The organism is Streptomyces xanthii, assembly GCF_014621695.1.
Taxonomy (GTDB): domain Bacteria; phylum Actinomycetota; class Actinomycetes; order Streptomycetales; family Streptomycetaceae; genus Streptomyces; species Streptomyces xanthii.
This window is the reverse complement of sequence record NZ_CP061281.1, coordinates 5,359,881-5,384,135: the sequence shown is the minus strand read 5'-3', so window position 1 is coordinate 5,384,135 and position 24,255 is coordinate 5,359,881. Positions and strand designations below refer to the sequence as shown.

Genomic DNA, 24,255 nt, shown 5'->3' with positions numbered 1-24,255 from the left:
CCCGTATGCACACGGTCACCGCCTCCGAGCCGCCCGCCCCCACCGCCACGCACTGCCCGTACTGCGCCCTGCAGTGCGGGATGCGGGTCGCCCCGGACGCCACGGTGAGCGGCCGGGAGGACTTCCCGGTGAACCGGGGCGCCCTGTGCGGCAAGGGCCAGAGCGCCGCCGAGGTGCTGTCGTCCCGGGTGCGGCTGACCGGCCCGCTCGTGCGCAGCGCCACCACGGGCCGCCTCGAACCGGCCGGCTGGGACGAGGCCCTGGACACGATCGCCGCAGGGCTCGACCGGGCCCGCACCGCGCACGGCCCCGACGCGAACGCCGTGTTCGGCGGCGGCGGCCTCACGAACGAGAAGGCGTACGCGCTGGGCAAGTTCGCCCGCACGGTGCTGCGGACCTCGCAGATCGACTACAACGGCCGGTTCTGCATGTCGTCGGCGGCGGCCGCCGGTCAGCTCGCGTTCGGGCTCGACCGGGGGCTGCCGTTCCCGCTGGAGGACATTCCGCGCACCGGCTGCGTGCTGCTGGTCGGCTCGAACCCGGCCGAGACGATGCCGCCCGCGCTGCGCTATCTGACCGAACTCAAGGCCAACGGCGGCACGTTGATCGTCGTGGACCCGCGCCGCACCCGGACCGCCGAACTCGCCGACCTGCACCTGGCCCCGCGCCCCGGCACGGACCTCGCGCTCGCCCTCGGCATGCTGCACCTCGTGGTGGCGCAGGGCCGCGCCGACGAGGCGTACATCCGGGAGCGGACCTCGGGCTGGGAGGGGGCGCGGGCCGCGGCGATGGCGCACTGGCCGGAGTACGTGGAGCGGGTCACCGGGGTGCCGGTGCCGCGGCTGCGCGAGGCGGTCGACCTGTTCGCGGGGGCCGGTGAGGCCATGGTGCTGACCGCGCGCGGGCCCGAGCAGCAGGCCAAGGGCACGGACACGGTCTCCGCGTGGATCAATCTGGCCCTCGCCACCGGCCGCCCGGGCCGCCCGCACTCCGGCTACGGCTGTCTCACCGGCCAGGGCAACGGGCAGGGCGGCCGCGAACACGGCCAGAAGGCCGACCAGTTGCCCGGCTACCGCAAGCTCGCCGACCCCGCCGCCCGCGCCCACGTCGCCGGGGTCTGGGGCGTGGACCCGGATTCGCTGCCCGGCCCCGGCCGCTCCGCGTACGAGCTGCTCGACGCGCTCGGCGGCGACATCCGCGCGCTGCTCCTGATGGGCTCGAACCCGGTCGTGTCGGCGCCCCGCGCGGCCCATGTCGAGCAGCGGCTGCGCTCCCTCGACTTCCTCGCCGTGGCCGATGTCGTCCTGTCCGAGACCGCCGAACTCGCGGACGTCGTGCTGCCGGTGACGCAGTGGGCGGAGGAGACCGGCACGGTCACGAACCTGGAGGGCCGGGTGCTGCTGCGCCGCCGCGCCCTCACCCCGCCCGACGGCGTCCGCTCCGACCTCGAAGTGCTCCGCGAACTCGCCGCGCGCCTCGCCCCCGACCTGGAGAAGGGCTTCCCGGCCGACCCCGAGGAGGTCTTCGGCGAGCTGCGCCGCGCCTCCGCGGGTGGCCCGGCCGACTACGCGGGCATCTCCTACGAGCGTCTCGCCCAGGGCGACGGCGTCTTCTGGCCCTGCCCGGAACCGGACGGCGCGGGTACGCCCCGCCTCTTCCTCGACCGGTTCGCGCACGAGGACGGCCGGGCCCGGTTCGTGCCGGTGACGCACCGTCCGGCCGCCGAGGAGCCGGACGCGGAGTACCCGGTGCACCTGACGACGGGGCGGGTCGTCGCCCAGTACCAGTCGGGCGCCCAGACCCGCCGCGTCGACGAGCTCAACCGGGCGGCCCCGGGCCCCTTCGTCGAACTGCACCCCCGGCTCGCGGCGCGGCTCGGCGTGGCCGAGGGCGAGGACGTGGCGGTGGTGTCACGGCGCGGCCGCGCGGTCGCGCCGGCCCGTCTGACCCCGGGCATCCGCCCCGACACGGTCTTCATGCCCTTCCACTGGCCGGGCCCGGGCCGCGCCAACACCCTCACGAACCCTGCCCTCGACCCGACCTCCCGCATGCCGGAGTTCAAGGTGTGCGCGGTACGGGTCGAACGGGTGTAGCCGTTTCGCCGGGTGCGGGCCGGTGGGGGCCGGAGCATCGGGGAAATGCGCCCGAAGGGTATGCATTTCAGGGGCGCGGGGAACTGCACGACCAGCCCCCACCGGCCCGCGGACGACGACGCGCCCCGCCGGAGCTACGGTTCAGGTCGTCTCGCCGCGCACCCATCCCAGATAGCCGGAGGCACCCCGCACGACCGGCACGGCCACGATCTCGGGCGTGTCGTAGTCGTGGTGGTCCGTCAGCCACCGCTCCAGCTCCGGGTACCGCGCGGCGGTCGTCTTCAGCAGGATCTGGTACTCCCGGGCCGTCTCGACCGCCCCCTCCCACCGGTACACGGACGTCACCGCCGCGGACACCTGCGCACACGCCGCGAGGCGGGCCTCGACGGCGCCGCGGGCCAGGGTGTCCGCCCGATCCGGGGCGTCCGTCGTCGTCAGTACGGTCAGCACGGTCTCGTCGGTGATCTCCACTCCCCCATTGTGACCTCCGGGCCCCGCGCCGCCGCCTGACGGAGTGTCCGGTCACCCGGTCGTACGCCCGCACCGCTCCCCGCACCCCGCGCTCCCTGTCACGCCGATGACCTGCGACGACGCACCCGCCACCCCGTCAGAACCCCTGCCGAAACCCCGTATCTGACGCAACATCAGCAGGCGTGCGGCGGCGACTGGTACTTACCTCGGACTTGCAGGGCGCGTCCGACGCCCGCGAAGGAGCTCCACGATGCGCACAGGCCGACCGCTGACCGCCGCCGCGTTCGCCGTCGCCCTCGCCGGTCTCGGCGCCGCCCCGGCCGCCGCCGCGCAGGGCGGGCTCGAGGTCTATCCCGCGACGGCCGCCCCGGGCACCACGGTCACCGTGGACACCACCGCGTGCGGCACGCGGGGCACGGCGGCCGGTGACGCCCGCACGGTCGGCGCGGGCGCGTTCACGCTCGCCCCGGCCTCGGACGGCGACAACGCGGCGGGGCACTTCGCGGTGCCCGCGTCCGCGCAGCCCGGCACGTACGAGATCGTCGCGCAGTGCGCCGGCGGCACGCGTGTCACCGGCGACCTCATCGTGTCGCTCGCCCAGGCCGGCGCTTCGGGCGCGCAGATGCCGAAGGGCCATGTGAAGACGGGGGTCGGCGGCGCGCTCGGACCCGACCCCGTGCAGACCGCGGCGGGCGTGGCGGCTCTGGCCGTCGCCGCCGCGGGCGGTACCTGGCTCCTGCATCGCCGGGCGAGAGGCGAGGGGATCTGAAGGGATCCGCAGGAGCCACCACGGACGGACCGGGTCGCGGACATCCTCCGCCGTCCGTGACCCGTCCGCCCACCGGTACCGCCAGTCCCCACCCCTCCGGCCGCAGCCCCTCGCGGACCGGAGGGGCGGGCGACGTTCGTCCCAGGAGGTCCCGTGCGATCGGGCAAGGCAGTCAACTCCGCGATAGCGGTCGTCACCGTGCTCTCCCTCGGCACGGGTGCCTGGCTGCTGGCCACCAACTCCGGCGGGCATCCGCCGCCGCAGCCGTCCGCGGCGCAGGCCCGTCCGGGCACCGACCGGTACGCCCCGCCCGGCGCGTCCCCGTTGTCCCCGTCCCCGCCGGACCGCATCCGCATCCCGTCCATCCGGGTCGACGCGCCGCTCATGGGGCTGCGGCTGACCCGCGGCGGCAGCCTCGACGTGCCGCCGCCGCAGAAGAAGAACCTGGCCGGCTGGTACGAGGCCGGGACGACACCGGGTGAGCGGGGTACGGCGGTGGTCGCCGGGCACGTCGACAACGCCGACGGGCCCGCCGTCTTCTACGACCTCGGGGCGCTCACGCGGGGCCGCACGATCGAGATCGACCGGCGGGACGGTTCCGTGGCCGTCTTCACGGTGGACTCCGTCGAGGTGTACGACGCGAAGTCCTTCCCCGACGAGAAGGTCTACGGGCCGCGCTCCCGCGCGGAGCTCCGGGTCATCACGTGCGGGGGCCCCTATTCACGCGGCACCGGGTACGAGGGCAACGTAGTGGTGTTCGCCCACCTGGCCTCCAGCCGATAGTCGTACGTCGACTGCGGCCCGGTGGGGGCTGGTCGCGCAGTTCCCCGCGCCCCTGAAATGCAGACCCTTCGGGTCGCATTTCCCCGATGAGGCGCAGCCTCATCAGGGGCGCGGGGAACTGCGCGACCAGCCACGGCGGTGGGAGAGCCGCCCGCGAAGAGGAACCCGGCAGCCGAAGAGGCGCCGCCTCACACAGCCCCGAACCACCCGCGGAGCACCCCGTACCGCGGGAGAAACCGACGGGACGCCCCCGAGAAACACCCACCCCGCACGCTGAACAGCATGCCCGCACCGACCCCCCGCCCAGTGATCATCGGCACCGGCCTGGCCGGCACCCGCCTGGCCCAGCGCCTGGGCGAGGACGCCGTGCTCATCGGAGAGGAACCGCACGCCCCGTACAACCGCGTGCTTCTCGCCGAGGTCCTGGCCGGCACGTACGCCCCCGACGTCATCGCCCTCCCCCGCACCCCCGCCTCCCCCCTGCGCACCCGCGCGGTCCGGATCGACCGTGAGCGCCGCGTGGTCCAGTGCGAGAACGGCACCGAGGTCCCGTACGAGACCCTGGTCCTGGCCACCGGCTCGAACCCGGTGCTGCCTCCGCTGCGCGGCCTCTTCGCCCCCGGCGCCACCGAACTCCCCCTCGGCGTGCACGCGTTCCGCACGATGGACGACTGCCTCGCCCTGTCGCGGGCCGTCACCGAGGGGACCCGCGCGGTCGTCATCGGCGGCGGGCTGCTGGGTGTGTCGGCGGCCCGCGCGCTGGCCCGGCGCGGCGCCCAGGTGGTGCTCACGCAGCAGGCGGAGCGGCTGATGGAGCGGCAGCTGGACCCCCGGTCGAGCACGCTGGTCCACCGGCACCTCGCCGAGCTGGGCGTCGAGATCCACACCGAGTGCCGGGTGCGCGGCGTCCGCGTCGAGGACGGGCACGTCCGCCGCGTCGAGCTGCACGACGGCTTCATGCTCGACACCGACGTCACCGTGCTGGCCTGCGGGGTCCGCCCCCGCACCGGCCTCGCGCAGGCCGCGGGGCTCGACGTGCGCAAGGGGATCGTCGTCGACGACGAGCTCCGCACCAGCGACCCGCACATCCGCGCGGTCGGCGACTGCGCCCAGCACGCCGGCACGGTGTACGGCCTCGCGACGCCCGCGCTCGAACAGGCGGACGCGCTCGCGGCGCTGCTCACCGGCGCCGAGGCCGCGTACACCGGCACCCGCACCCTGACCCGGCTCACGCTCCCGCACGAGGCCGGCCCCCTGGACCTCGCCGCGTTCGGCGAGCCCGACCCGCTGCCCGGCGACGACGTCGTGCAGCTCACCGACGCCACCCGCGGCACGTACCGCAAGGTCGTGGTCCGCGGCGACCGGCTGGTCGGCGGCGTCCTGGTCGGGGAGCTCGCCAGCGTCGGCGCGCTCGCCCTCGCCTGGGAGGCGAACGAATCCCTGGCCGCCGACGACGCCGTCGGCGCGCCGCTGCTCCATCTGCTCACCCACGACGGAGGCCTCTGACATGCCCACCCTCGTTCTCATCGGCCACGGCATGGTCGGCCAGCGCTTCCTCGAAGCGGCCGCCGAGCGCGGCCTGACCCGCAGCCACCGCGTCGTCGTGCTCTGCGAGGAGCCGCGCCCCGCCTACGACCGGGTCCAGCTCACCTCGTACTTCTCGGGCACGACGCCCGAGGAACTGTCCATGACGGACCCGGAGTTCATCACCGCGCACAACATCGAGCTGCACGTCGGCGACCCGGCCGAGTCCGTCGACCGGGCGACCCGCACCGTGCGCTCCCGCTCCGGCCTGGAGTTCACGTACGACACCCTGGTCCTGGCCACCGGCTCGTACCCGTTCGTGCCGCCGGTCCCCGGCAAGGACGCGACCGGCTGTTTCGTGTACCGCACGATCGAGGACCTGTACGCGATCGAGGAGTACGCGAAGAACCACGCGACGGTCGGTGCCGTCGTCGGCGGCGGGCTGCTCGGCCTGGAGGCCGCGGGCGCGCTGAAGGGTCTCGGACTGACCACGCACATCGTGGAGTTCGCGCCGCGCCTGATGCCGGTGCAGGTCGACGAGGGCGGTGGCGCGGCCCTGCTCAGGACGATCGGCGACATGGGTCTGAGCGTCCACACGGGCGTCGGCACCCAGGAGATCGTCACCGGCGACCGGGACGCCGTACGAGCGATGAAGCTGTCGGACGGCTCGGAGCTGGCGACCGATCTCGTCGTGTTCTCCGCCGGGGTCCGGCCGCGCGACCAGCTGGCCCGGGACATGGGTCTGAAGGTCGGCGAGCGCGGCGGGATCGCGGTCGACGCGGAGTGCCGCACGAGCGACCCGGCGGTGTTCGCGATCGGCGAGTGCGCCCTGGCCGTGGACGGCCGGGTGTACGGGCTCGTGGCGCCGGGCTACGAGATGGCGCAGACGGCCGCCGACGCGATCCTCGGCACGGCGGGCGACGGCTTCACCGGCGCCGACCTGTCCACCAAGCTGAAGCTGCTCGGCGTGGACGTGGCCTCGTTCGGCGACGCGCACGGGGCGGCGGAGGGCTGTCTCGACGTCGTCTACTCGGACTCGCGCTCGGGCACGTACAAGAAGCTCGTGATCGGCTCCGGCGGCGAGTTGCTCGGCGGGATCCTGGTCGGGGACGCGGAGGCGTACGGGACGCTGCGGGCGCTGACCGGCACGGTGCCGCCCGTCGCGCCGGAGGCCCTGGTGCTGCCGGCCGGTGCGGGCGCCCCCGCGCAGCTCGGCCCGGAGGCGCTGCCGGACGACGCGGTGATCTGCTCCTGCCACAACGTCACCAAGGGCGAGATCTGCGCCCACACCACGCTGCCCGAGGTGAAGAAGTGCACCAAGGCCGGTACGGGCTGCGGGAGTTGCGTCAAGCTCATCGGGCAGCTGCTGCCGAAGTCCGGCGACGAGGGCCTGTGCGGCTGCTTCGCGCTGACCCGTCAGGAGCTGTACGAGATCGTGCGGGTCAAGCGGATCACGACGTTCGCCGAGGTCCTCGACGGGCACGGGCGTGAGGCGGCGCGCGGCGGCGAGGGCTGCGAGGTGTGCAAGCCGACGGTCGGTTCGATCATCGCCTCGCTGGCCCCGTCGATCGGCGCGGACGGCTACGTCCTGGACGGCGAGCAGGCGGCGCTCCAGGACACGAACGACCACTTCCTCGCCAACCTCCAGAAGAACGGCTCCTACTCGGTCGTGCCCCGGGTGCCCGGCGGCGAGATCACCCCGGAGAAGCTCATCGTGATCGGCGAGGTGGCCCGCGACTTCGGGCTCTACACGAAGATCACGGGCGGCCAGCGCATCGACCTCTTCGGTGCGCGGGTCGACCAGCTCCCGGCGATCTGGGGCCGGCTGGTCGACGCGGGCTTCGAGTCGGGGCACGCGTACGGCAAGGCGCTGCGCACGGTGAAGTCCTGTGTCGGCCAGACCTGGTGCCGCTACGGCGTGCAGGACTCGGTCCGCATGGCGATCGACCTGGAGCTGCGCTACCGGGGCCTGCGCTCCCCGCACAAGCTGAAGTCGGCGGTCTCCGGCTGTGCCCGCGAGTGCGCGGAGGCCCAGTCGAAGGACTTCGGCGTGATCGCCACGGCCAACGGCTGGAACCTGTACGTGGGCGGCAACGGCGGCATGACCCCGCGCCACGCCGACCTGCTCGCGCAGGACCTGAGCGACGCCGAGCTGATCCGTCTGATCGACCGCTTCCTGATGTTCTACATCCGCACCGCCGACCGACTGGAGCGGACCTCGACCTGGCTGGACCGGATCGAGGGCGGGCTCGACCACGTACGGGACGTCGTCGTGCACGACAGCCTCGGCATCTGCGACGAGCTGGAGTCCCTGATGCGGGCGCACGTCGCCCACTACCGCGACGAGTGGGCCGAGACCCTCGACGACCCGGAGCGCCTGGCCCGCTTCGTCTCCTTCGTGAACGCGCCCGGCACCCCGGACCCGACGGTCCGCTTCGTCCCGGAGCGCGACCAGATCAAGCCCGAACTTCCGCTGATCTCGCTGGCCTCCCTGGAAGGAACCGCAGCCCGATGACCCTGACGACGATCGCCCCCGCGACCACCGTGCAGCTCGCTCTGGACGAGGAGTGGCTGGAGGTGTGCGACCTCGACCGGCTCGTCCCCGGCCGCGGGGTCGCCGCCCTCCTGCCCGACGGCCGGCAGGCCGCCCTGTTCCGGGACCGCTCCGGGCGGGTCTACGCCATCGACAACACCGACCCGTTCACCGGTGCGGCCGTCCTCTCGCGCGGCCTGCTCGGCACCGCCGAGGGCCGCCCGTTCGTCGCCTCGCCGCTCCTGAAGCAGCGCTTCGACCTGGAGACGGGCCGCTGCCTCGACGACGAGGGGATCGCCGTCGAGGCGTACGAGGTGCGGGCGGCCTGACCCGCCGCCGGACCGTGGCGGGCCGGCCCCGGCGTCCTCAGTCGATGCCGGAGCGCTCGACGCCCGCCACGATCCACCGCTGGAACAGCAGGAACACGAGCAGCAGCGGCAGGATCGACACGGCGGCCGCGACGAACAGCTCGTGCAGCCGCACCACCTGCGCCGTCGTGAACGAGGACAGGGCCACCTGCACCGTCCAGGAGTTCTGGTCCTGTCCGATGACCAGCGGCCACAGGAACGAGTTCCACGCGCCGATGAACACGATCGTGCCGACCGCCGCGAAGACGGGCCGGGAGTTCGGCACGACCACCCGCCAGTACGTGCGCCAGTAGCCGAGCCCGTCGACCCGCGCCGCGTCCTCCAGCTCCCCGGGGAACCCGAGGAAGTACTGCCGGAAGACGAAGCAGGCGAACGCCGAGAACAGCGTCGGCACGATCAGTCCGCGCAGCGTCGACACCCAGCCGAGCGAGGACACCAGCACGAAGCTCGGCACGAACGTGACGGCCGCCGGGACCATCAGCGTGCCGAGGATCGCGTAGAAGACCTTGTTCGCGTGCCGGTACGGGATGCGGGCCAGGCCGTATCCCGCGAGGGAGGCGAGGACGAGCGTGCCGAGGGTCGTGGCGACGGCGATGAGCGCCGAGTTGAGCAGGGAGCGCGCGAACGGGACCGAGCTGTCCTCGAACAGCTCGGTGACATTGCCCCATTGCAGATCCGTGGGGAAGAACGTCCAGTCCGGGGAGGTGATCTCCTGCTCGGTCGCCAGGCCGTTGCGGACCAGGAGGTAGAAGGGGACGAGGAAGAGCAGGGCGAGGGCGACGAGCAGCGCGAGGCGCAGGGCGCGCCCGGCCCGCACCAGCCCGTCGTCCCTGAGCCCGCTGTTTCCGGTTCTGGAGCTCACGCGTCGGCCTCCTTCCTGCCGAGACCGAACCAGCGGGCCTGCCCGATCGTCACCACGGCGACGATCAGCGCGAGCAGGACGGCGCCGGCGCTGCCCAGGCCGAGGTTCTGCCCCTGCCCGAGGGCGAGGTAGTAGAGGTAGACGAGGGGCGGGCGGGCGTAGGGCGGGTAACCGCGGGCGTCGGACAGCAGGTTGTAGAACTCGTCGAAGGCCTGGAAGGCGTTGATGACGAGCAGCAGGACGACGGCGACGGACGTCGTGCGCAGCTGCGGGAACGTGATGTGCCGGAACACCTGCCAGCCCGGCCGCGCCCCGTCGACGGCCGCCGCCTCGTACAGCGTCGGGCTGATCCGCTGGAGCCCGGCCAGGAACAGGATCATGTAGAAACCGGCCTGGAGCCAGAGCCGTACGGTGACGATGACCAGCCAGTACCAGGGTGGGTCCGTGGTGGACAGCCAGGCGATCTGGTCGGCGTCGACATAGCCGAGCAGAGTGTTGGCGAGGCCGAAGCGCACACCGTTGAAGAGGGACATCTTCCAGATGAGGGCGGCGACGACGTAGCTGCACGCGGCGGGGAGGAAGAAGACGGACCGGAAGAAGGCCTGGGCGCGCCGCAGCCGGTTCACCATGAGGGCCAGGGCGAGCGAGGCGGCGTAGGTCGTCGGCACGATGAACAGCGTGAACAGGCAGAACGTCCACAGGCTGCTGGTGAACGCGTCGTCCCGCAGCAGCGCCGTGTAGTTGCCGAGGCCGACGAACTCGGTGGGCGTCACGGTGTTGTGGGCGTCGAAGAAGCTGAGGTAGACGCTCCAGCCGAGCGGGACGTACGTGAAGACGACCAGCCCGAGCAGGAACGGCCCGACGAACACCCAGAACCACCGGGTCCGATGACTCTCCTGCTTCTCCCTCTTCCCTTGCTTCTGTTTTTTTTCCCGGCTCACTTGCTCTTCACGCGGTCGAGCTCGGCCGACACCTTCCGCACGACGGTCTTCAGCTCGCTGTCCGGGTTCGCGCCGTCCTTGATGATCCGGTTGAGCGCGTCCTGGTACGCGGTCTGCGCGGCCGGGGTCCACAGCAGCGGCTGGGCGAAGCCGTGGTCGGTGGTGAACCGGACGGCGTCGGCGGCCGCACCCGTGCGCAGCTTGGCGGCCTTCTTCGCGAGGGAGATCCGGGCGGGGATGTGGAAGCCGTAGGAGAGCGCGAAGTCCTCCTGGTAGTCGGTGCGTTCGATCCACAGCCACTTCAGGTAGTCCTTGGCCGCCTGCTCGTGCGCGGTGCGGGTGGAGACGGCCGCGGCGTAGGCGCCGACCGGGACGGCGGGGCGGCCCCGCGCGCCGTCCTTCGGGAACGGCAGGACGCCGAAGTCGTCGCCGAGGGCCTTCTGGACGGCGGGCAGCGCCCACAGCCCGGACCACTGCATGGCGGTGAGGCCCTGGAGGAACGCGGACGGGTCCGACCAGTCCGCGGGCGCCCCGAGCAACAGCGACTTGTCGGCGTAGAGCCGGTGGAGCTTGCCGAGGGTGCGGGCGGCGGCGGGATCGTCGAAGCCGACCTTGCCGTCCTCGGTGACGAGTTCGAGTCCGGCGGCGAGCAGCGGCGTCCCGCCGAGCACTCCGGCCCCGGCGTCGTTCCCTAGGAAGAGCCCCTTGACCTTCTTGTTGCTCAACTTCTTTGCCGCGTCGACGAGTTCGTCCAGCGTCCGCGGCGGCTCGACCCCCGCGTCCTCCAGCAGGCTCTTCCGGTAGTAGAGCATCTGCATGTCGACGACCTGCGGGATGCCCCAGATCTTCCCGTCGTACGTCTTCGGCGCGAGCACCGCCTGGTTGAAGTCGTCCCTGACGCCCTCGAACAGGTCGGTGAGGTCCACGACCTGCTTGCCCTGGATCTGGTCCAGGGTCGGCCCGTTGACCTCGAAGACGTCCGGGCCGGATTTCGTGAGCAGCGCGGCGGCGGTCTGCTGGTCGTAGTTCCCGGGCCGCCACTGGACACTCACCCGCGCCTTGTCGTAGGCCGCCGCGTACTTCTTCACGGCCTGCTCGGTGCCCTGTTCGCCGTACTGGTGGTACCAGTGCGAGAGCTTCGGGCCGCTGCCGCCGCCGCCCCCGTCGCCGCCGCCGTCCCGGCCGGTGTTCGAACCGCACGCGGTGAGCAGGCCGAGCGCGGCGGCGCTCCCGAGCATTCCTCTACGGCTGATGGTCATGCTGTCGCCCCCAGTTGTCCGTCCCTGGCCCGTACACATGAATCCATACACACGAATCCGCACACATGAACTCGTCGGCCCAACGATCAACCATGCAAGGGAATTACGACAGACCCACTAAGGCCGTGTGACGTCTCATCCCTTGAGCACACTGCCGTACGTGACGCCCGTGAGCTGCTCGGAAGCGGCCCAGAGCCGCTCGCCCGCAGTGTCGTCGAGCGTCCAGGGAGCCCGCCAGGACTTCGCCGGGGCGCCGCGGGTCATCAGCACGCGGGGTCCGTAGAAGTCGTCGGGGCGGACGTCGGGGGCGGTCGCCGCGCGGAGCGTGGGCAGGGCGCCGTCCTCGGCGGGCTGGGCGATGATCCGGTTGGCCAGCTCGAAGATCCGCTCGGCGCCCTTGCGGCCCTCCATGCGCGCGCCGCGCGTCTGGAGCGACGTGGCGGCGTACCCGGGGTGGGCGGCGGCCGCGACGAGCGCGGTGCCGGCGCCGGTCGCCCGCCGGGCCAGCTCGTGCGTGAACAGCAGATTGGCCGTCTTGGACCGCCCGTACGCGATCCACTTGCTGTACTTCTTCTCGCTGTTGAGGTCGCCGATGTCGATGTTGGCGAGGGCGTGCATCGCGCTGGAGACGGTGACGACGCGGGGCGCCGGGGCGGCGAGCAGGCTGGGGAGCAGCAGGCCGGTCAGCGCGAAGTGCGCGAGGTGGTTGACCCCGAACTGGGTCTCGAAGCCGTCGGTGGTGTGGGTGCGGGGCAGGGCCATGACCCCGGCGTTGTTGACGAGCAGGTCGAGGGTGCGGCCCCGCCACGCCTCGGCGAACTCCCGCACGGACGCGAGGTCCCCGAGGTCGAGCGGCGCGAACTCGGCCTCCGCGCCCGGCACCTCCTTCTGGGCCTGCTCCACGGCGGCGCTCCCCCGCGCCTCGCTCCGGCACGCGAACACGACCCGCGCGCCGGCCCGGGCGAGCTCCCGCGCGGTGACGTACCCGATCCCACTGTTGGCCCCGGTCACGATGGCCGTGCGGCCGTGCTGGTCGGGGATCCGGGTCGCGTTCCATGCGGCGCTCATGGTGGGGCCTCTCTCCTGGTGCGTCGGCGGCGGGGTTACCGCAGAGTACGCCCCTGGTTCTCAGTCCCTGCGGATCAGCTCCGGGTCGATCCGTCTGCCGACGAGCGGCAGTGACCCGAGCGCGGCGATCCCGACGACCCCGAGCGCGCTGCCGATCAGGAGCGGCACCCCGTCCCCGTCCCAGAACACGTCACCGCCGCCGGTCACCAGGTAGCTGGATTCGACGAGCTTCCCGGTGACCAGGGCGAGGACGAGCCCGATGCCCAGCGGCATGACGACCTGAGCCACCTGCACGGCCCGCAGCGTCCGCCGCCGCGTCCCGAGCAAGGTCAGCGCGGTGACCTGCCCCCGCCGCTCCACGGCCCGGTCCCCGGCGGCGACGAGGTAGGCGGCGACGCCGATGACCAGGCCCAGGACCATGCCGACGCCTAGGAGGGATTTGATGAGGGCGACTTGGCGGATGCCGTCGATGTTGAGAACGCCGGGGATGATTTCCACCGTGGGCGCGACAGCGCCGATGCCGTCGAGTACGGAGCGAACGGTGTCCGTGTCCGAGGCCGAGGCCAGAACGACCTCCGCACCCTTGAAGCGCGCACCTGCGGGGATCGCCGAGGGCGGGACGATGATTCCGGAGTTGCCGTCGACGATCGAGGAACCGTCCTCGGGCACCTTCACCACGCCGTGCGGCACAGTCAGCTTCCACATGCGCTCGCGCCCGGCCCCGTTCTGACGAAACGGGGCCGGTTCGCCTGGCAGCAATTGCTGATCATCACTGGGATAGGGACTGCGGAGCCGCTGGGACTTACCGTCCACGCACCCTTCCGCGCCGGGAGCGAGAAATTCGAGTTGCCGACACGTGCCGATGAGCACGGACGCGCCAGGAACGTAGTGTTCCTCCTCCGGATCCGTCCACGACCAGGCCTCCACGACTTGCGCTCCGACGCCCGGGATCCGGCCCAGTTCACGCACCTGCCGCTCGGACACCGCGCTGCGAGCAATGCGGTACTCCTGCACCGGCGAGTCCGGCCGGTAGACCTGATCGAGCTCGATCAGTACGCCTTGCGTCAGGGAGCCGGCGAAGACGACCAGCACCAGCCCCGTCGCCACGCGCAGGGCGCTCCCGGACTCCACTTCGTTGCGCCGCATGGCGAGGTTCAGCGTGAACGAGCGAGTGGACGCGGCCACGCGCCGGGAGAGGAACTGAGCGAGAACCGGGAGGGTGAGAGCAAGACCGGCACCGACGAGAAGAACGGCAGAGGGGATCAGCACCGAAGACAGAGCCGTGTCCCGCGGCGCGTGCCCCGTGGCTCCTGCTACGCAGTATCCGACGCCGATGCCTGCCCCTGCGAGGAGCGGGATGAAGCCCCACCTCGAAGGGCGACGCTGAACCGCGGTGCGGCGCACGGCCAGTGGGCTTCTGGCAGCTTCCCGCACGCTCACTCGTCCCACCAGCCAGGCGAGGAGGGGACAGCCGATCAGGCACACCGCAATCGTTGTCCCGTCCGGCGTGGCGTCCTCCGGGTACCACTTCAGGCCGGGCAACCCGATCTTCGCCCCCACCTGGTTGAGCACCGTGTACAGCCCCAGCCCGAGCAGCCCCGCGAACAGCGCTGCGACGACTGTCTCCACCGCGTTGACACGCTGGATCCCCTTGGTGCTCAGGCCGAGCAGTCTCAGCGCGGCGAGACGGCGGGCCCGGCTAGCCGCTGACAGCCGCGCGCAGACGGCGAGGAACACGCCCAGGGGCAGCAGGACGACGCCGATCATCGTGAAGCGGACGATCTCCAGCGCGCTCGCTTCGACGGTCGGTCCGACGCCATAGGGATCTCCGTAAGTGTTGAACCGATGTCCCTCCTCCGGGATCATCGCGCGGCTGACTCCCACGTACGCGAACAGTTCGTCCGGGTCGGCCACCCCTTCACGGCCGATGACACCGGCCTGGCGGCCGGGCAACCGTTGCTTGAGGCCGGGATAATCAGCCAGCGCCTCGGCCAGACGCGGCGAGACGAAGAACTCCCCGGGTCGGGGAAACCGGTTCACCCCTGGCGGCGCCGGTGGCACCCGGTCGGTACCCGGAGCGAGAAAGACCCGGGTGAACTGTCGGGACCCGAAGGGGTCGTCCCGCTGGATCGTGAACCCGTACGCACCGCTCCCGCCCGGAGCCGACTTCGAGAACTCCGGCTCTCGAGCAGCGGTACGGGCGTCACGGGCCTCGAGGATTCCGGAGATCGACAGCACGATGGTCAGGCAGCACACCCCGACAGCCCCGCCTGCGGCCATGAGTGCGAACCGGACCCGGTTGCCCCGGCCAGACCCGACCAGCAGGCGCAGGCCAAGCAGAAACTCCCTCACTGGTCGCCCTCCGGAGTGAGGGTCCCGTCGGCCATGACATACCGGGTGTCGGCACGGGCCGCGACCGCCGCGTCATGCGTCACCAGAACCACAGCTGTCCCTTGCGCCTTGGCGAGCAGCAGGAACTCCTCCAGCACGGTGTTCGCGTTGGCACTGTCCAGGGAGCCGGTCGGTTCGTCGGCGAAGACGACCGCCGGCTTGTGGATCAACGCCCTCGCCACCGCGACCCGTTGGCTCTGCCCTCCGGAAACCTGGGAAGGCCGCCGATCCCGTACGGAATCGAGCCCGAGTCGACCGAGGACCTGCCCCGCGAGTTCGAGCGCCTCCCCCTTGCGCTGCCCTGCGAGCCGCAACGGCAGGGCCGTGTTCTCCTCGACGGTCAGCTCCGGCAACAACTCCCCGTACTGGAAGACGAACCCGAACCGCTCGCGCCGCAGCGCGCTGAGCTCCTCGTCGTCCAGCTCACCCAACACGTTCCCCTCGAACCACACCTCCCCCGCCGACACGGGGAGCACGCCTGCCAGGCAGTACAACAGGGACGACTTACCTGACCCGCTTTGTCCCGTGACCGCGACGACTTCACCACGCCGCACGGACAGGGACACCTCCTTGACGGCCACTGCAGCCCCGTACCGAAGCTCGACCTTGCTCGCCACCAGCACTTCCGGCGCCTGCGCAGACATCTGTATCGGACCCTCCTGGGAAAGGGCCCGGGGTGCCGTCCAGCACCCCGGGCCTACGTGTCTGCTAGTCGGCGGCCGGGTTCTTGCGGTGCATGGTGGACGAGCAGTTGTCCGGGTGCAGCGATCCCCGGTCCCGGCAGACCCTCATGTATGCGTCCCTGGTGTACGCCTGCGCGCCGTCCCAGTGAGAGCGATGCAGATTCACGGCCTTGCCCTGCTTGCCGTAGGTCCGGGTCCAGTCGTGGCCCTCGATCTTGGTCTCGATGTACGCGTTGTGCCCGTCGGTACGGTCCTGGTCTTTGAGCGTGCCCTTCCACTCGAACGCACCGTGATTGACGCCTCGCTTGTTGAACAGGTACCAGCCAGAGAAGCTCGCTCCTGCGCTCTTGAGCTGCATGCCATGCCAAGAAGCCGCCACCGCCACCCCCGCCCCACCCGCGAACACCCCGGCCGCGACCAGCCCCACCACACCGTTCTTCACACTCCGCAAACGCACGACGCGCACACCCTCCGAGTAACCCCGGCCGCTCCAGCGGCGACCCGGGGATCACAGACAGTAGTCGTACGCAAAGCGCTGAACCGATTACTCAAAGTGACGATCACTTGATGGGGTGATCCTCGCACGGAGCGGAAATGCGGGAGAGGGCGAGGAAACGAAAAAGCGGCACCCCCCGCACAAGGGGTGCCGCTCTCTCGTAGGTGACCGGGGCCGCCGAAGGATCGGTGAGGGTCAGGGACCGACGGCGGCTCCGGGGTTCACGGGGACGGGATCAGCGGTGGTCGCTGCCCTCCGACGTGGAGGCCGCACGGCCCGCCTCGAGGCGCGCGACGGGGATGCGGAACGGGGAGCAGGAGACGTAGTCCAGGCCGACCTCGTGGAAGAAGTGGACCGACTCCGGGTCACCGCCGTGCTCGCCGCAGACGCCGAGCTTGAGGTCGGGGCGCGTGGCGCGGCCGGCCTCGGCGGCGTTGCGGACCAGGGAGCCCACGCCGTCCTTGTCGATCGTCTCGAAGGGGCTGACGCCGAAGATGCCCTTCTCCAGGTACGCCGTGAAGAAGGAGGCCTCCACGTCGTCGCGGGAGAAGCCCCACACGGTCTGCGTCAGGTCGTTCGTGCCGAAGGAGAAGAACTCCGCGGCCTCGGCGATCTGGCCGGCGGTGAGCGCGGCGCGCGGCAGCTCGATCATCGTGCCGATGGCCAGCTTGAGCTTGACGCCGGTCGCGGCCTCGACCTCCGCGATGACCTGGTCGGCCTCCTCGCGGACGATCTCGAGCTCCTGGACGGTGCCGACGAGCGGGATCATGATCTCGGCGCGCGGGTCGCCCTTGGCGTTCTTGCGCTCGGCCGCGGCCTCGGCGATCGCGCGGACCTGCATGGTGAACAGGCCGGGGATGACCAGGCCGAGGCGGACGCCGCGCAGACCCAGCATCGGGTTCTGCTCGTGCAGGCGGTGCACGGCCTGGAGGAGCCGCAGGTCGTTCTCGTTCGGGTCCTTGCGGGACTCGGCGAGGGCGACGCGCACCGACAGCTCGGTGATGTCGGGCAGGAACTCGTGCAGCGGCGGGTCGAGGAGACGGACGGTGACCGGAAGGCCGTCCATGGCCTCGAAGAGCTCGATGAAGTCCTTCTTCTGGAGCGGGAGCAGCGCCTGGAGGGACTCCTCGCGCTCACTCTCCGTGTCCGCCAGGATCAGGCGCTCGACGAGCTCGCGGCGGTCACCGAGGAACATGTGCTCGGTGCGGCACAGGCCGATGCCCTGGGCGCCGAAGCGGCGGGCGCGCAGCGCGTCCTCGGCGTTGTCCGCGTTGGCGCGGACCCGCAGGCGGCGGACCCGGTCCGCGTACGCCATGATCCGGTGCACGGCGCCGACGAGCTCGTCGGCATCGTCGGCGCCGGCGTGCATGCGGCCCTCGAAGTACTCGACGACCGGGGACGGGACGACCGGTACCTCACCGAGGTAGACCTTGCCGGTGGAACCGTCGATGGAGACGACGTCGCCCTCCTCGACGACCACGCCGGAGGAGGTGGTCATCCGGCGGCGCTTGGTGTCGACCTCGAGCTCCTCGGCGCCGCAGACGCAGGTCTTGCCCATGCCGCGGGCGACGACGGCCGCGTGGGAGGTCTTGCCGCCGCGCGAGGTCAGGATGCCCTCGGCGGCGATCATGCCGTCCAGGTCGTCGGGGTTGGTCTCGCGGCGGATCAGGATGACCTTCTCGCCGGAGCGCGACCACTTGACGGCCGTGTAGGAGTCGAAGACGGCCTTGCCGACGGCCGCGCCCGGGGAGGCGGCGATGCCGCGGCCGATCTGGTCGACCTTCGCGTCCTCGTCGAACTTGGGGAACATCAGCTGGGCGAGCTGCGCGCCGGTGACGCGCTGCAGGGCCTCGGCCTCGTCGATCAGGCCCTGGTCGACGAGCTGCGTGGCGATGCGGAAGGCGGCGCCGGCGGTGCGCTTGCCGACGCGGGTCTGCAGCATCCACAGCTGGCCGCGCTCGATGGTGAACTCGATGTCGCAGAGGTCCTTGTAGTGGTTCTCAAGGGTCTGCATGATCTGCATGAGCTGGTCGTACGACTTCTTGTCGATCTGCTCCAGCTCGGCCAGGGGGACCGTGTTGCGGATGCCCGCCACGACGTCCTCGCCCTGCGCGTTCTGCAGGTAGTCGCCGTAGACGCCGGCGTGGCCGGAGGCGGGGTCGCGGGTGAAGGCGACGCCGGTGCCCGAGTCGGGGCCGAGGTTGCCGAAGACCATCGAGCAGATGTTGACCGCGGTGCCGAGGTCGCCGGGGATGCGCTCCTGGCGGCGGTACAGCTTGGCGCGGTCGGTGTTCCAGGAGTCGAAGACCGCGTGGATCGCGAGGTCGAGCTGCTCGCGGGCGTCCTGCGGGAAGTCGCGGCCGGCCTCGGTCTTGACGATCTTCTTGAACTTGGTGACGAGCTTCTTGAGGTCGGCCGCCTCGAGGTCGGTGTCGACCGTGACCTTCTTGGCGTGCTTGGCCTTCTCCAGCTCCTCCTCGAAGAGGTCGCCGTCGACGTCGAGCACCGTCTTGCCGAACATCTGGATGAGGCGGCGGTACGAGTCCCACGCGAAGCGGTCGTCGCCGGCCTGCTTGGCGAGGCCCTGCACGGACTTGTCGGAGAGACCGATGTTCAGGACCGTGTCCATCATGCCGGGCATGGAGAACTTGGCGCCCGAGCGGACGGAGACGAGCAGCGGGTCGTCGGCCTGGCCGAGCTTCTTGCCCATCTGCTGCTCGAGGGCGTCCAGGTGGGCGGACACCTCGTCACGCAGTGCCACCGGCTCCTCGCCACTGTCGAGGTAGACCTTGCAGGCCTCGGTGGTGATGGTGAAGCCGGGAGGAACCGGGAGACCCAGGTTGGTCATCTCGGCGAGGTTGGCACCCTTGCCGCCGAGGAGGTCCTTGAGGTCCTTGTTTCCCTCGGTGAAGTCGTAGACGAACTTCGCTACCTGGGGAGTGTTGTTTTCCGACACGGGTCTCGACCCCTTGAGGCTCGGTGGCTGCCCTGACGGCCAGGAACATACCCAGATCCAAGGCTGATGGGTACGTCCACTCAGCCGTCCTGGGGCCCCAACCACCCGTCCGCCAGCAGATTGAAAGTAATGGGTTGGCAAGGTCGCCCAAGGCTGTTCGTTCACTTCTTGAATCCACAACCCCCGTAGACCCGCTGTAACGCTCATGTGAGCGGGTCTCTGGCTCACTTGCGTTCACATCATAAATGATCGCGCAGTGGCACTCAGTGCCAGGCATTGAAGAAGCGCAGTCAGCGGATAAGCGCTCATCTGAGCGCAACCCCTATCAGGGGTGGCGAGGATCACGCGCCGGAAGAGGCCCTTCGGACACCCGGATTTCAGCATCCGGACAACGCGGAGGCGCCCGCCGGTCATCGACCGACGGGCGCCTCGACCCGAATGAGTGCCGCTCATCTGTGCGCGGCGTGCGGGCTCAGCCCCCGGAGGTGTCCAGCTCCGCGTCCTCCGAGACGCCCGCGCAGTCGTACGGGTCCTTGAGCCAGCCGTCCGGGAGCACCACGCGGTTGTTGCCGGAGGTGCGGCCGCGCGGGCCGTCCGCGCCCGCGGGCCAGTCCTGGTCCAGGTCCAGCTCGTCCAGGCCCGCCCGCAGCTCCGCCAGCGAGGAGGTGATCGCGAGCCGCTTGCGCATCTCGGAGCCGACCGAGAAGCCCTTCAGGTACCAGGCCACGTGCTTGCGGAAGTCGATGACGCCGCGGGCCTCGTCGCCGATCCACTCGCCGAGCAGCGTCGCGTGCCGCACCATCGCGTCGGCGACGACGCGCAGCGTGGGCCGCACCCGCTCCTCGCGGCCCTCGAACGCGGCGACGAGGTCGGCGAAGAGCCAGGGCCGGCCGAGGCAGCCGCGGCCCACGACGACGCCGTCGCAGCCGGTCTCGCGGACCATGCGCAGGGCGTCGTCGGCGGACCAGATGTCGCCGTTGCCGAGCACCGGGATCTCGGGGACGTGCTCCTTGAGGCGGGCGATCGCGTCCCAGTCGGCGGTGCCGCCGTAGTGCTGGGCGGCGGTGCGGCCGTGCAGCGCGATCGCGGTGACGCCCTCCTCGACGGCGATGCGGCCCGCGTCGAGGTACGTGATGTGGTCGTCGTCGATGCCCTTGCGCATCTTCATCGTGACCGGCAGGTCACCGGCCCCGGAGACGGCTTCCTTCAGGATCGCGCGCAGCAGGTTCCGCTTGTACGGGAGCGCGGAGCCGCCGCCCTTGCGGGTCACCTTGGGGACGGGGCAGCCGAAGTTCAGGTCGATGTGGTCGGCGAGGTCCTCTTCCGCGATCATGCGGACGGCCTTGCCGACGGTGGCCGGGTCGACGCCGTACAGCTGGATCGAGCGCGGCTTCTCCGTCACGTCGAAGTGGATCAGCTGCATCGTCTTCTCGTTGCGCTCGACCAGCGCCCGGGTCGTGATCATCTCGCTGACGAAGAGGCCCTTGCCGCCGGAGAACTCCCGGCACAGCGTCCGAAACGGGGCGTTCGTGATCCCCGCCATGGGCGCGAGGACCACCGGCGGTTGCACCAGGTGGGGGCCGATGGTCAGAGCGGACATCGCGGGGTTCTCCGGAACGTGCGGGGCTGGGGGCAAGGACCCATTGTCCCTCACCCGGCGAGGGCCCCGCCCCGGGCTGCCAGTTTCTCCAGGCGCCGCTCGCTCTCCTCGTCCACGGGTACGTACGCGACCAGCCGGTGTCCGCCGGCGTCCGGGCTGAGCCACAGGTGGCGGTGTTCCAGGCGCAGCATGCCGATCCCGGGGTCGGGGTGCAGGTACCGCTTCACGTGCGGGGCCATCGGCGCGACCTCGTGCAGCTCCCACAGCGCGCGGAATTCCTCCGAAGCGGCGAGCAGCCCGTCGAGCCGGGCCTGCCAGGCGGGCTCGGCGACGTGCTCGGCCATGGCCTGCCGGAACTTCGCGACGATGACCGGCAGCATCGCGTCCCGTTCGACGAACTGGGTGCGCCAGCGCTCGCTGGTCGCCATGAGCCACAGCGCGTTGCGGTGCTCGGGGGCGAGCTCCTGCGGGTCCCCGAACACGTCGGCGTAGGCCTGGTTGGCGGCGAGGATGTCGTAGCGGGCGTTCTTCACGGTGGCCGGGTAGGGCGCCAGCTTGTGCATGGTGCGCAGGGTCGTCTCGGTGACGGGCGAGCAGGCGGTCGCGGGGTGCGGGTCGACGGTGCCGGCGAGCGCGAAGGCGTGGGCGCGTTCGGTGGGGTCCATCTGGAGGGCCCGGACGACGGCGTCGAGGACGCCGGGCGAGACGTTGATGGCGCGCCCCTGTTCGAGCCACGTGTACCAGGTGACGCCGACGGCGGCGAGGAACGCGACCTCCTCCCGCCGCAGCCCCGGTGTCCGCCGCCGTGCGGTCCGCGGCACCCCCGCCTGCTCCGGACTGATCCGTTCCCGCCGGCTCCGCAGGAACGCGGCGAGTTCGTCCCGGCGGGCCTGGGCCGATCCGGCCGTGACAGCTGTGGTCATGTCCTCCAGGGTGCCCCCGCGCTCATCCCGTTGCCAGGTGCTGCCTGTAACAGGATGAGCAGGCTCTGGTACCCGGCTGAGGGGTGCGCGATCGTCGGGGGCATGACCTCCTCGGCTCCCCGCTCTCCGCATCCGGCGGATCGGGCTACCTTCGGAAACATGCCCGATGCCCTGACCCCGCCGGCCCCGTCCGCGCTCTCCCACCGCCGGCGCCTGCTGGTCCTGGCGATCTGCTGCATGAGCCTGCTGATCGTCAGCCTCGACACCACGGTCCTGAACGTGGCGCTGCCGAGCATGGCGAAGGACTTCGGGGCGACGCTCCCGGGCATGCAGTGGGCGATCGACGCCTACACGCTGGTCCTCGCCTCGCTGCTGATGCTGGCCGGGTCGACGGCCGACCGCGTCGGCCGGCGCAGGATCTTCATGATCGGCCTGATCGTGTTCACGGCCGCGTCCGTGGCCTGCTCCCTCGCGCCGAACCTGGAGGCGCTCGTCGCGTTCCGCATGCTCCAGGCCGTCGGCGGTTCGATGCTCAACCCGGTCGCCATGTCGATCATCACGAACACGTTCACCGACCCGGCCGAGCGGGCCCGCGCCATCGGTGTGTGGGGCGGTGTCGTCGGGCTGTCGATGGCGGCGGGCCCGCTGGTGGGCGGTCTGCTCGTGGACTCGGTCGGCTGGCGCTCGATCTTCTGGGTCAATCTGCCGGTCGGCCTCGCCGCCCTCGCCCTGACCTGGCGGTTCGTCCCCGAGTCCCGCGCTCCGAAGGCCCGCCGTCCGGACCCGGTCGGCCAGCTCCTGATGATCGCGCTGCTCGGTTCGCTGACGTACGCGATCATCGAGGGCCCGCACGCGGGCTGGGCGTCCGGGCGGATCCTGTTCTTCGGCGGCCTCGCGCTCGCCGCGCTGATCGGTCTCCTCCTCTACGAGCCCCGGCGCGTCGAACCCCTCATCGATCTGCGGTTCTTCCGCTCGGCCCCGTTCAGCGGCGCCACCGTCATAGCGATCAGCGCGTTCGCGGCGCTCGCCGGGTTCCTGTTCCTGTCGACGCTCTACCTCCAGGACGTGCGCGGGCTGAACGCGCTGCACGCGGGGCTGTGGATGCTGCCGATGGCGGCGATGACGCTGGTCTGCGCGCCGCTGTCGGGCCGGCTGGTCGGCAGCCAGGGGCCTCGGATCCCGCTGCTGATCGCGGGCGTGGCCATGACGGCGAGCGGGGTGCTGTTCGCGGCGTTCGACGCGCAGACCTCGAACGGGACGCTGGTGCTCGGCTACGTCCTGTTCGGCCTGGGCTTCGGCTTCGTGAACGCGCCCATCACCAACACCGCGGTGTCCGGCATGCCCCGCGCCCAGGCCGGGGTCGCCGCGGCCGTCGCCTCCACCAGCCGGCAGATCGGCTCGACGCTCGGCGTCGCCGTGATCGGCGCGGTCCTCGCCTCGGGCGTCGCCGGATCCTCGTACGCCGCGTCCTTCACGGGCGCCGCGCGGGCCTGCTGGTGGATCATCGCCGGGTGCGGTCTGGCGGTGCTGGTGCTCGGCCTGGTGACGAGCGGGCGCTGGGCCCGGGAGACGGCGCGGCGCACGGCCGAGCGGTTCTCGGCGCCGCGCGAGGAGTCACGGCCCGCGGTCAGCCCACGCGGCTGAGCGCCAGCTCCTGGAGCCGGTCGAGGCGCTCCCGCGAGGCGTCGTCGACCGGCGTGTACGTCACCATGCGGGCGCCGCCGCCCCGGGTGAGCCACAGGTCGGTGTGGACGAGGGCGAGCGGGCCCACGTACGGGTTGTGGAAGTGCTTGACCTTGCTGGCCACGGACTGGACGACCTCGTGCCGCTCCCACACCTCGCGGAACTCGGCCGACTCCTCGGTGAGCCGCTTGAGGACGGCCTTCCAGGCGGGCTCGGCGAGATGCTCGGCCATCCCGGCCCGGAACTTCGCGGCGAGGGTGCGCAGCACCTCGTCGAGGCCGACGATCGAGGAGCGCCAGCCCTCGTGGGTGAAGGCGAGCAGCATCCAGTTGCGGTCCTCGGGCGGGATCTCGTCCAGGTCGCACAGCAGCAGCCGGTACGTGCTGTTGTAGGCGAGGATGTCGTAGCGGCTGTTCTGCACGCAGGCCGGGATCGGCTCCAGCTGGTCCATCAGACCGACGAGCTCGGGGCTGAGCGGGGCGCAGACCGTGGCCGGGGCCGGGTCGACCGCGCCGGCCAGGCCGAAGAGGTGGGCCCGCTCCCCCACGTCGAGCCGCAGCGTCTTGGCGAGCGCGTCGAGGACCTGCGCGGAGACCTGGATGTCGCGGGCCTGCTCCAGCCACGTGTACCAGGTGACGCCGACCGCGGAGAGCTGGGCGACCTCCTCGCGGCGCAGGCCCGGGGTTCGGCGGCGCCGTCCGCGCGGCAGGCCGACCTCCTCGGGCGTGATCCGCTCGCGGCGGCTGCGCAGGAACCCGGCCAGTTCGTGGCGCCGGATCTCGGCGGGCCGCACGTCCTGCACTTCCTGCGTCATGGTGGTCATGCCTCCAGCGTGGACCCGGTCCGAGCCTG

Annotated in this window: 19 protein-coding genes; 7 read left to right on the top strand and 12 right to left on the bottom strand. The window is 71.5% G+C overall.

Annotated features, from left to right (window positions below):
• Positions 1–5: 5 nt before the first annotated feature.
• Positions 6–2,093, top strand: a complete 2,088-nt coding sequence (locus IAG42_RS24250) for a molybdopterin oxidoreductase family protein (RefSeq protein ID WP_188339071.1) — start codon at positions 6–8, stop codon at positions 2,091–2,093.
• Between the two features lie 141 nt (positions 2,094–2,234).
• Here the strand turns inward: IAG42_RS24250 and cutA are convergent, their stop codons facing one another.
• Entirely contained in the window at positions 2,235–2,558 is a 324-nt protein-coding gene (gene cutA, locus IAG42_RS24245) for a divalent-cation tolerance protein CutA (protein WP_188341575.1), read from the bottom strand.
• 256 nt (positions 2,559–2,814) lie between these two features.
• Here cutA and IAG42_RS24240 point away from each other — a divergent pair, with 256 nt between their 5' ends.
• The 5 genes from IAG42_RS24240 (at position 2,815) to nirD (ending at position 8,502) form a co-directional block, all read left to right on the top strand.
• Positions 2,815–3,333: a hypothetical protein gene (locus IAG42_RS24240; protein WP_188339070.1), complete on the top strand. Its 519-nt coding sequence runs from the start codon at positions 2,815–2,817 to the stop codon at positions 3,331–3,333.
• A gap of 153 nt (positions 3,334–3,486) precedes the next feature.
• On the top strand, positions 3,487–4,116 hold the full coding sequence (locus IAG42_RS24235; RefSeq protein WP_188339069.1) for a class F sortase: 630 nt from the start codon (positions 3,487–3,489) through the stop codon (positions 4,114–4,116).
• 282 nt (positions 4,117–4,398) lie between these two features.
• Positions 4,399–5,622: an NAD(P)/FAD-dependent oxidoreductase gene (locus IAG42_RS24230; protein WP_188339068.1), complete on the top strand. Its 1,224-nt coding sequence runs from the start codon at positions 4,399–4,401 to the stop codon at positions 5,620–5,622.
• 1 nt (position 5,623) lies between these two features.
• A complete protein-coding gene (gene nirB / locus IAG42_RS24225; protein ID WP_188339067.1) occupies positions 5,624–8,155 on the top strand; it encodes a nitrite reductase large subunit NirB in 2,532 nt (843 codons plus the stop codon).
• Complete coding sequence (gene nirD / locus IAG42_RS24220; RefSeq protein ID WP_188339066.1) at positions 8,152–8,502, top strand: nitrite reductase small subunit NirD; 351 nt, start codon at positions 8,152–8,154, stop codon at positions 8,500–8,502. Before nirB ends, nirD begins: the two co-directional genes overlap by 4 nt.
• Before the next feature lie 37 nt (positions 8,503–8,539).
• Here nirD and IAG42_RS24215 read toward each other — a convergent pair whose 3' ends face one another.
• The 10 genes from IAG42_RS24215 to IAG42_RS24170 all read right to left on the bottom strand — a co-directional run bounded on the left by IAG42_RS24215 (position 8,540) and on the right by IAG42_RS24170 (position 21,720).
• Entirely contained in the window at positions 8,540–9,403 is an 864-nt protein-coding gene (locus IAG42_RS24215) for a carbohydrate ABC transporter permease (protein ID WP_188339065.1), read from the bottom strand.
• The gene (locus IAG42_RS24210; RefSeq protein WP_188339064.1) at positions 9,400–10,344 is read right to left on the bottom strand and encodes a carbohydrate ABC transporter permease; all 945 of its coding nucleotides are present in this window, start codon (positions 10,342–10,344) and stop codon (positions 9,400–9,402) included. The genes IAG42_RS24215 and IAG42_RS24210 overlap by 4 nt, the downstream gene beginning before the upstream one ends.
• Positions 10,341–11,603 (bottom strand): ABC transporter substrate-binding protein, encoded by a 1,263-nt coding sequence (locus IAG42_RS24205; protein ID WP_188339063.1) that lies wholly within the window; start codon positions 11,601–11,603, stop codon positions 10,341–10,343. The genes IAG42_RS24210 and IAG42_RS24205 overlap by 4 nt, the downstream gene beginning before the upstream one ends.
• A gap of 135 nt (positions 11,604–11,738) precedes the next feature.
• Positions 11,739–12,671 (bottom strand): oxidoreductase, encoded by a 933-nt coding sequence (locus IAG42_RS24200; protein ID WP_188339062.1) that lies wholly within the window; start codon positions 12,669–12,671, stop codon positions 11,739–11,741.
• 60 nt (positions 12,672–12,731) lie between these two features.
• The gene (locus tag IAG42_RS24195) at positions 12,732–15,023 is read right to left on the bottom strand and encodes an ABC transporter permease family protein (protein ID WP_188339061.1); all 2,292 of its coding nucleotides are present in this window, start codon (positions 15,021–15,023) and stop codon (positions 12,732–12,734) included.
• A complete protein-coding gene (locus tag IAG42_RS24190) occupies positions 15,020–15,706 on the bottom strand; it encodes an ABC transporter ATP-binding protein (RefSeq protein ID WP_188339060.1) in 687 nt (228 codons plus the stop codon). Before IAG42_RS24190 ends, IAG42_RS24195 begins: the two co-directional genes overlap by 4 nt.
• A 64-nt stretch (positions 15,707–15,770) precedes the next feature.
• The gene (locus tag IAG42_RS24185) at positions 15,771–16,211 is read right to left on the bottom strand and encodes a hypothetical protein (protein WP_223206145.1); all 441 of its coding nucleotides are present in this window, start codon (positions 16,209–16,211) and stop codon (positions 15,771–15,773) included.
• Positions 16,212–16,476: 265 nt separating this feature from the next.
• Positions 16,477–19,197, bottom strand: a complete 2,721-nt coding sequence (gene ppdK, locus IAG42_RS24180) for a pyruvate, phosphate dikinase (RefSeq protein ID WP_188339059.1) — start codon at positions 19,195–19,197, stop codon at positions 16,477–16,479.
• A gap of 472 nt (positions 19,198–19,669) precedes the next feature.
• Positions 19,670–20,797 carry a tRNA dihydrouridine synthase DusB gene (dusB, locus tag IAG42_RS24175; protein ID WP_188339058.1) on the bottom strand — a complete coding sequence of 376 codons (1,128 nt, stop codon included), beginning with the start codon at positions 20,795–20,797 and terminating at the stop codon, positions 19,670–19,672.
• Between the two features lie 50 nt (positions 20,798–20,847).
• Positions 20,848–21,720 carry a helix-turn-helix transcriptional regulator gene (locus tag IAG42_RS24170; RefSeq protein ID WP_188339057.1) on the bottom strand — a complete coding sequence of 291 codons (873 nt, stop codon included), beginning with the start codon at positions 21,718–21,720 and terminating at the stop codon, positions 20,848–20,850.
• 159 nt (positions 21,721–21,879) lie between these two features.
• Here IAG42_RS24170 and IAG42_RS24165 point away from each other — a divergent pair, with 159 nt between their 5' ends.
• Positions 21,880–23,364 carry an MFS transporter gene (locus IAG42_RS24165; RefSeq protein WP_188339056.1) on the top strand — a complete coding sequence of 495 codons (1,485 nt, stop codon included), beginning with the start codon at positions 21,880–21,882 and terminating at the stop codon, positions 23,362–23,364.
• Here the strand turns inward: IAG42_RS24165 and IAG42_RS24160 are convergent.
• Positions 23,348–24,226, bottom strand: a complete 879-nt coding sequence (locus IAG42_RS24160; RefSeq protein ID WP_188339055.1) for a helix-turn-helix transcriptional regulator — start codon at positions 24,224–24,226, stop codon at positions 23,348–23,350. The genes IAG42_RS24165 and IAG42_RS24160 overlap by 17 nt on opposite strands.
• Positions 24,227–24,255: the final 29 nt, after the last annotated feature.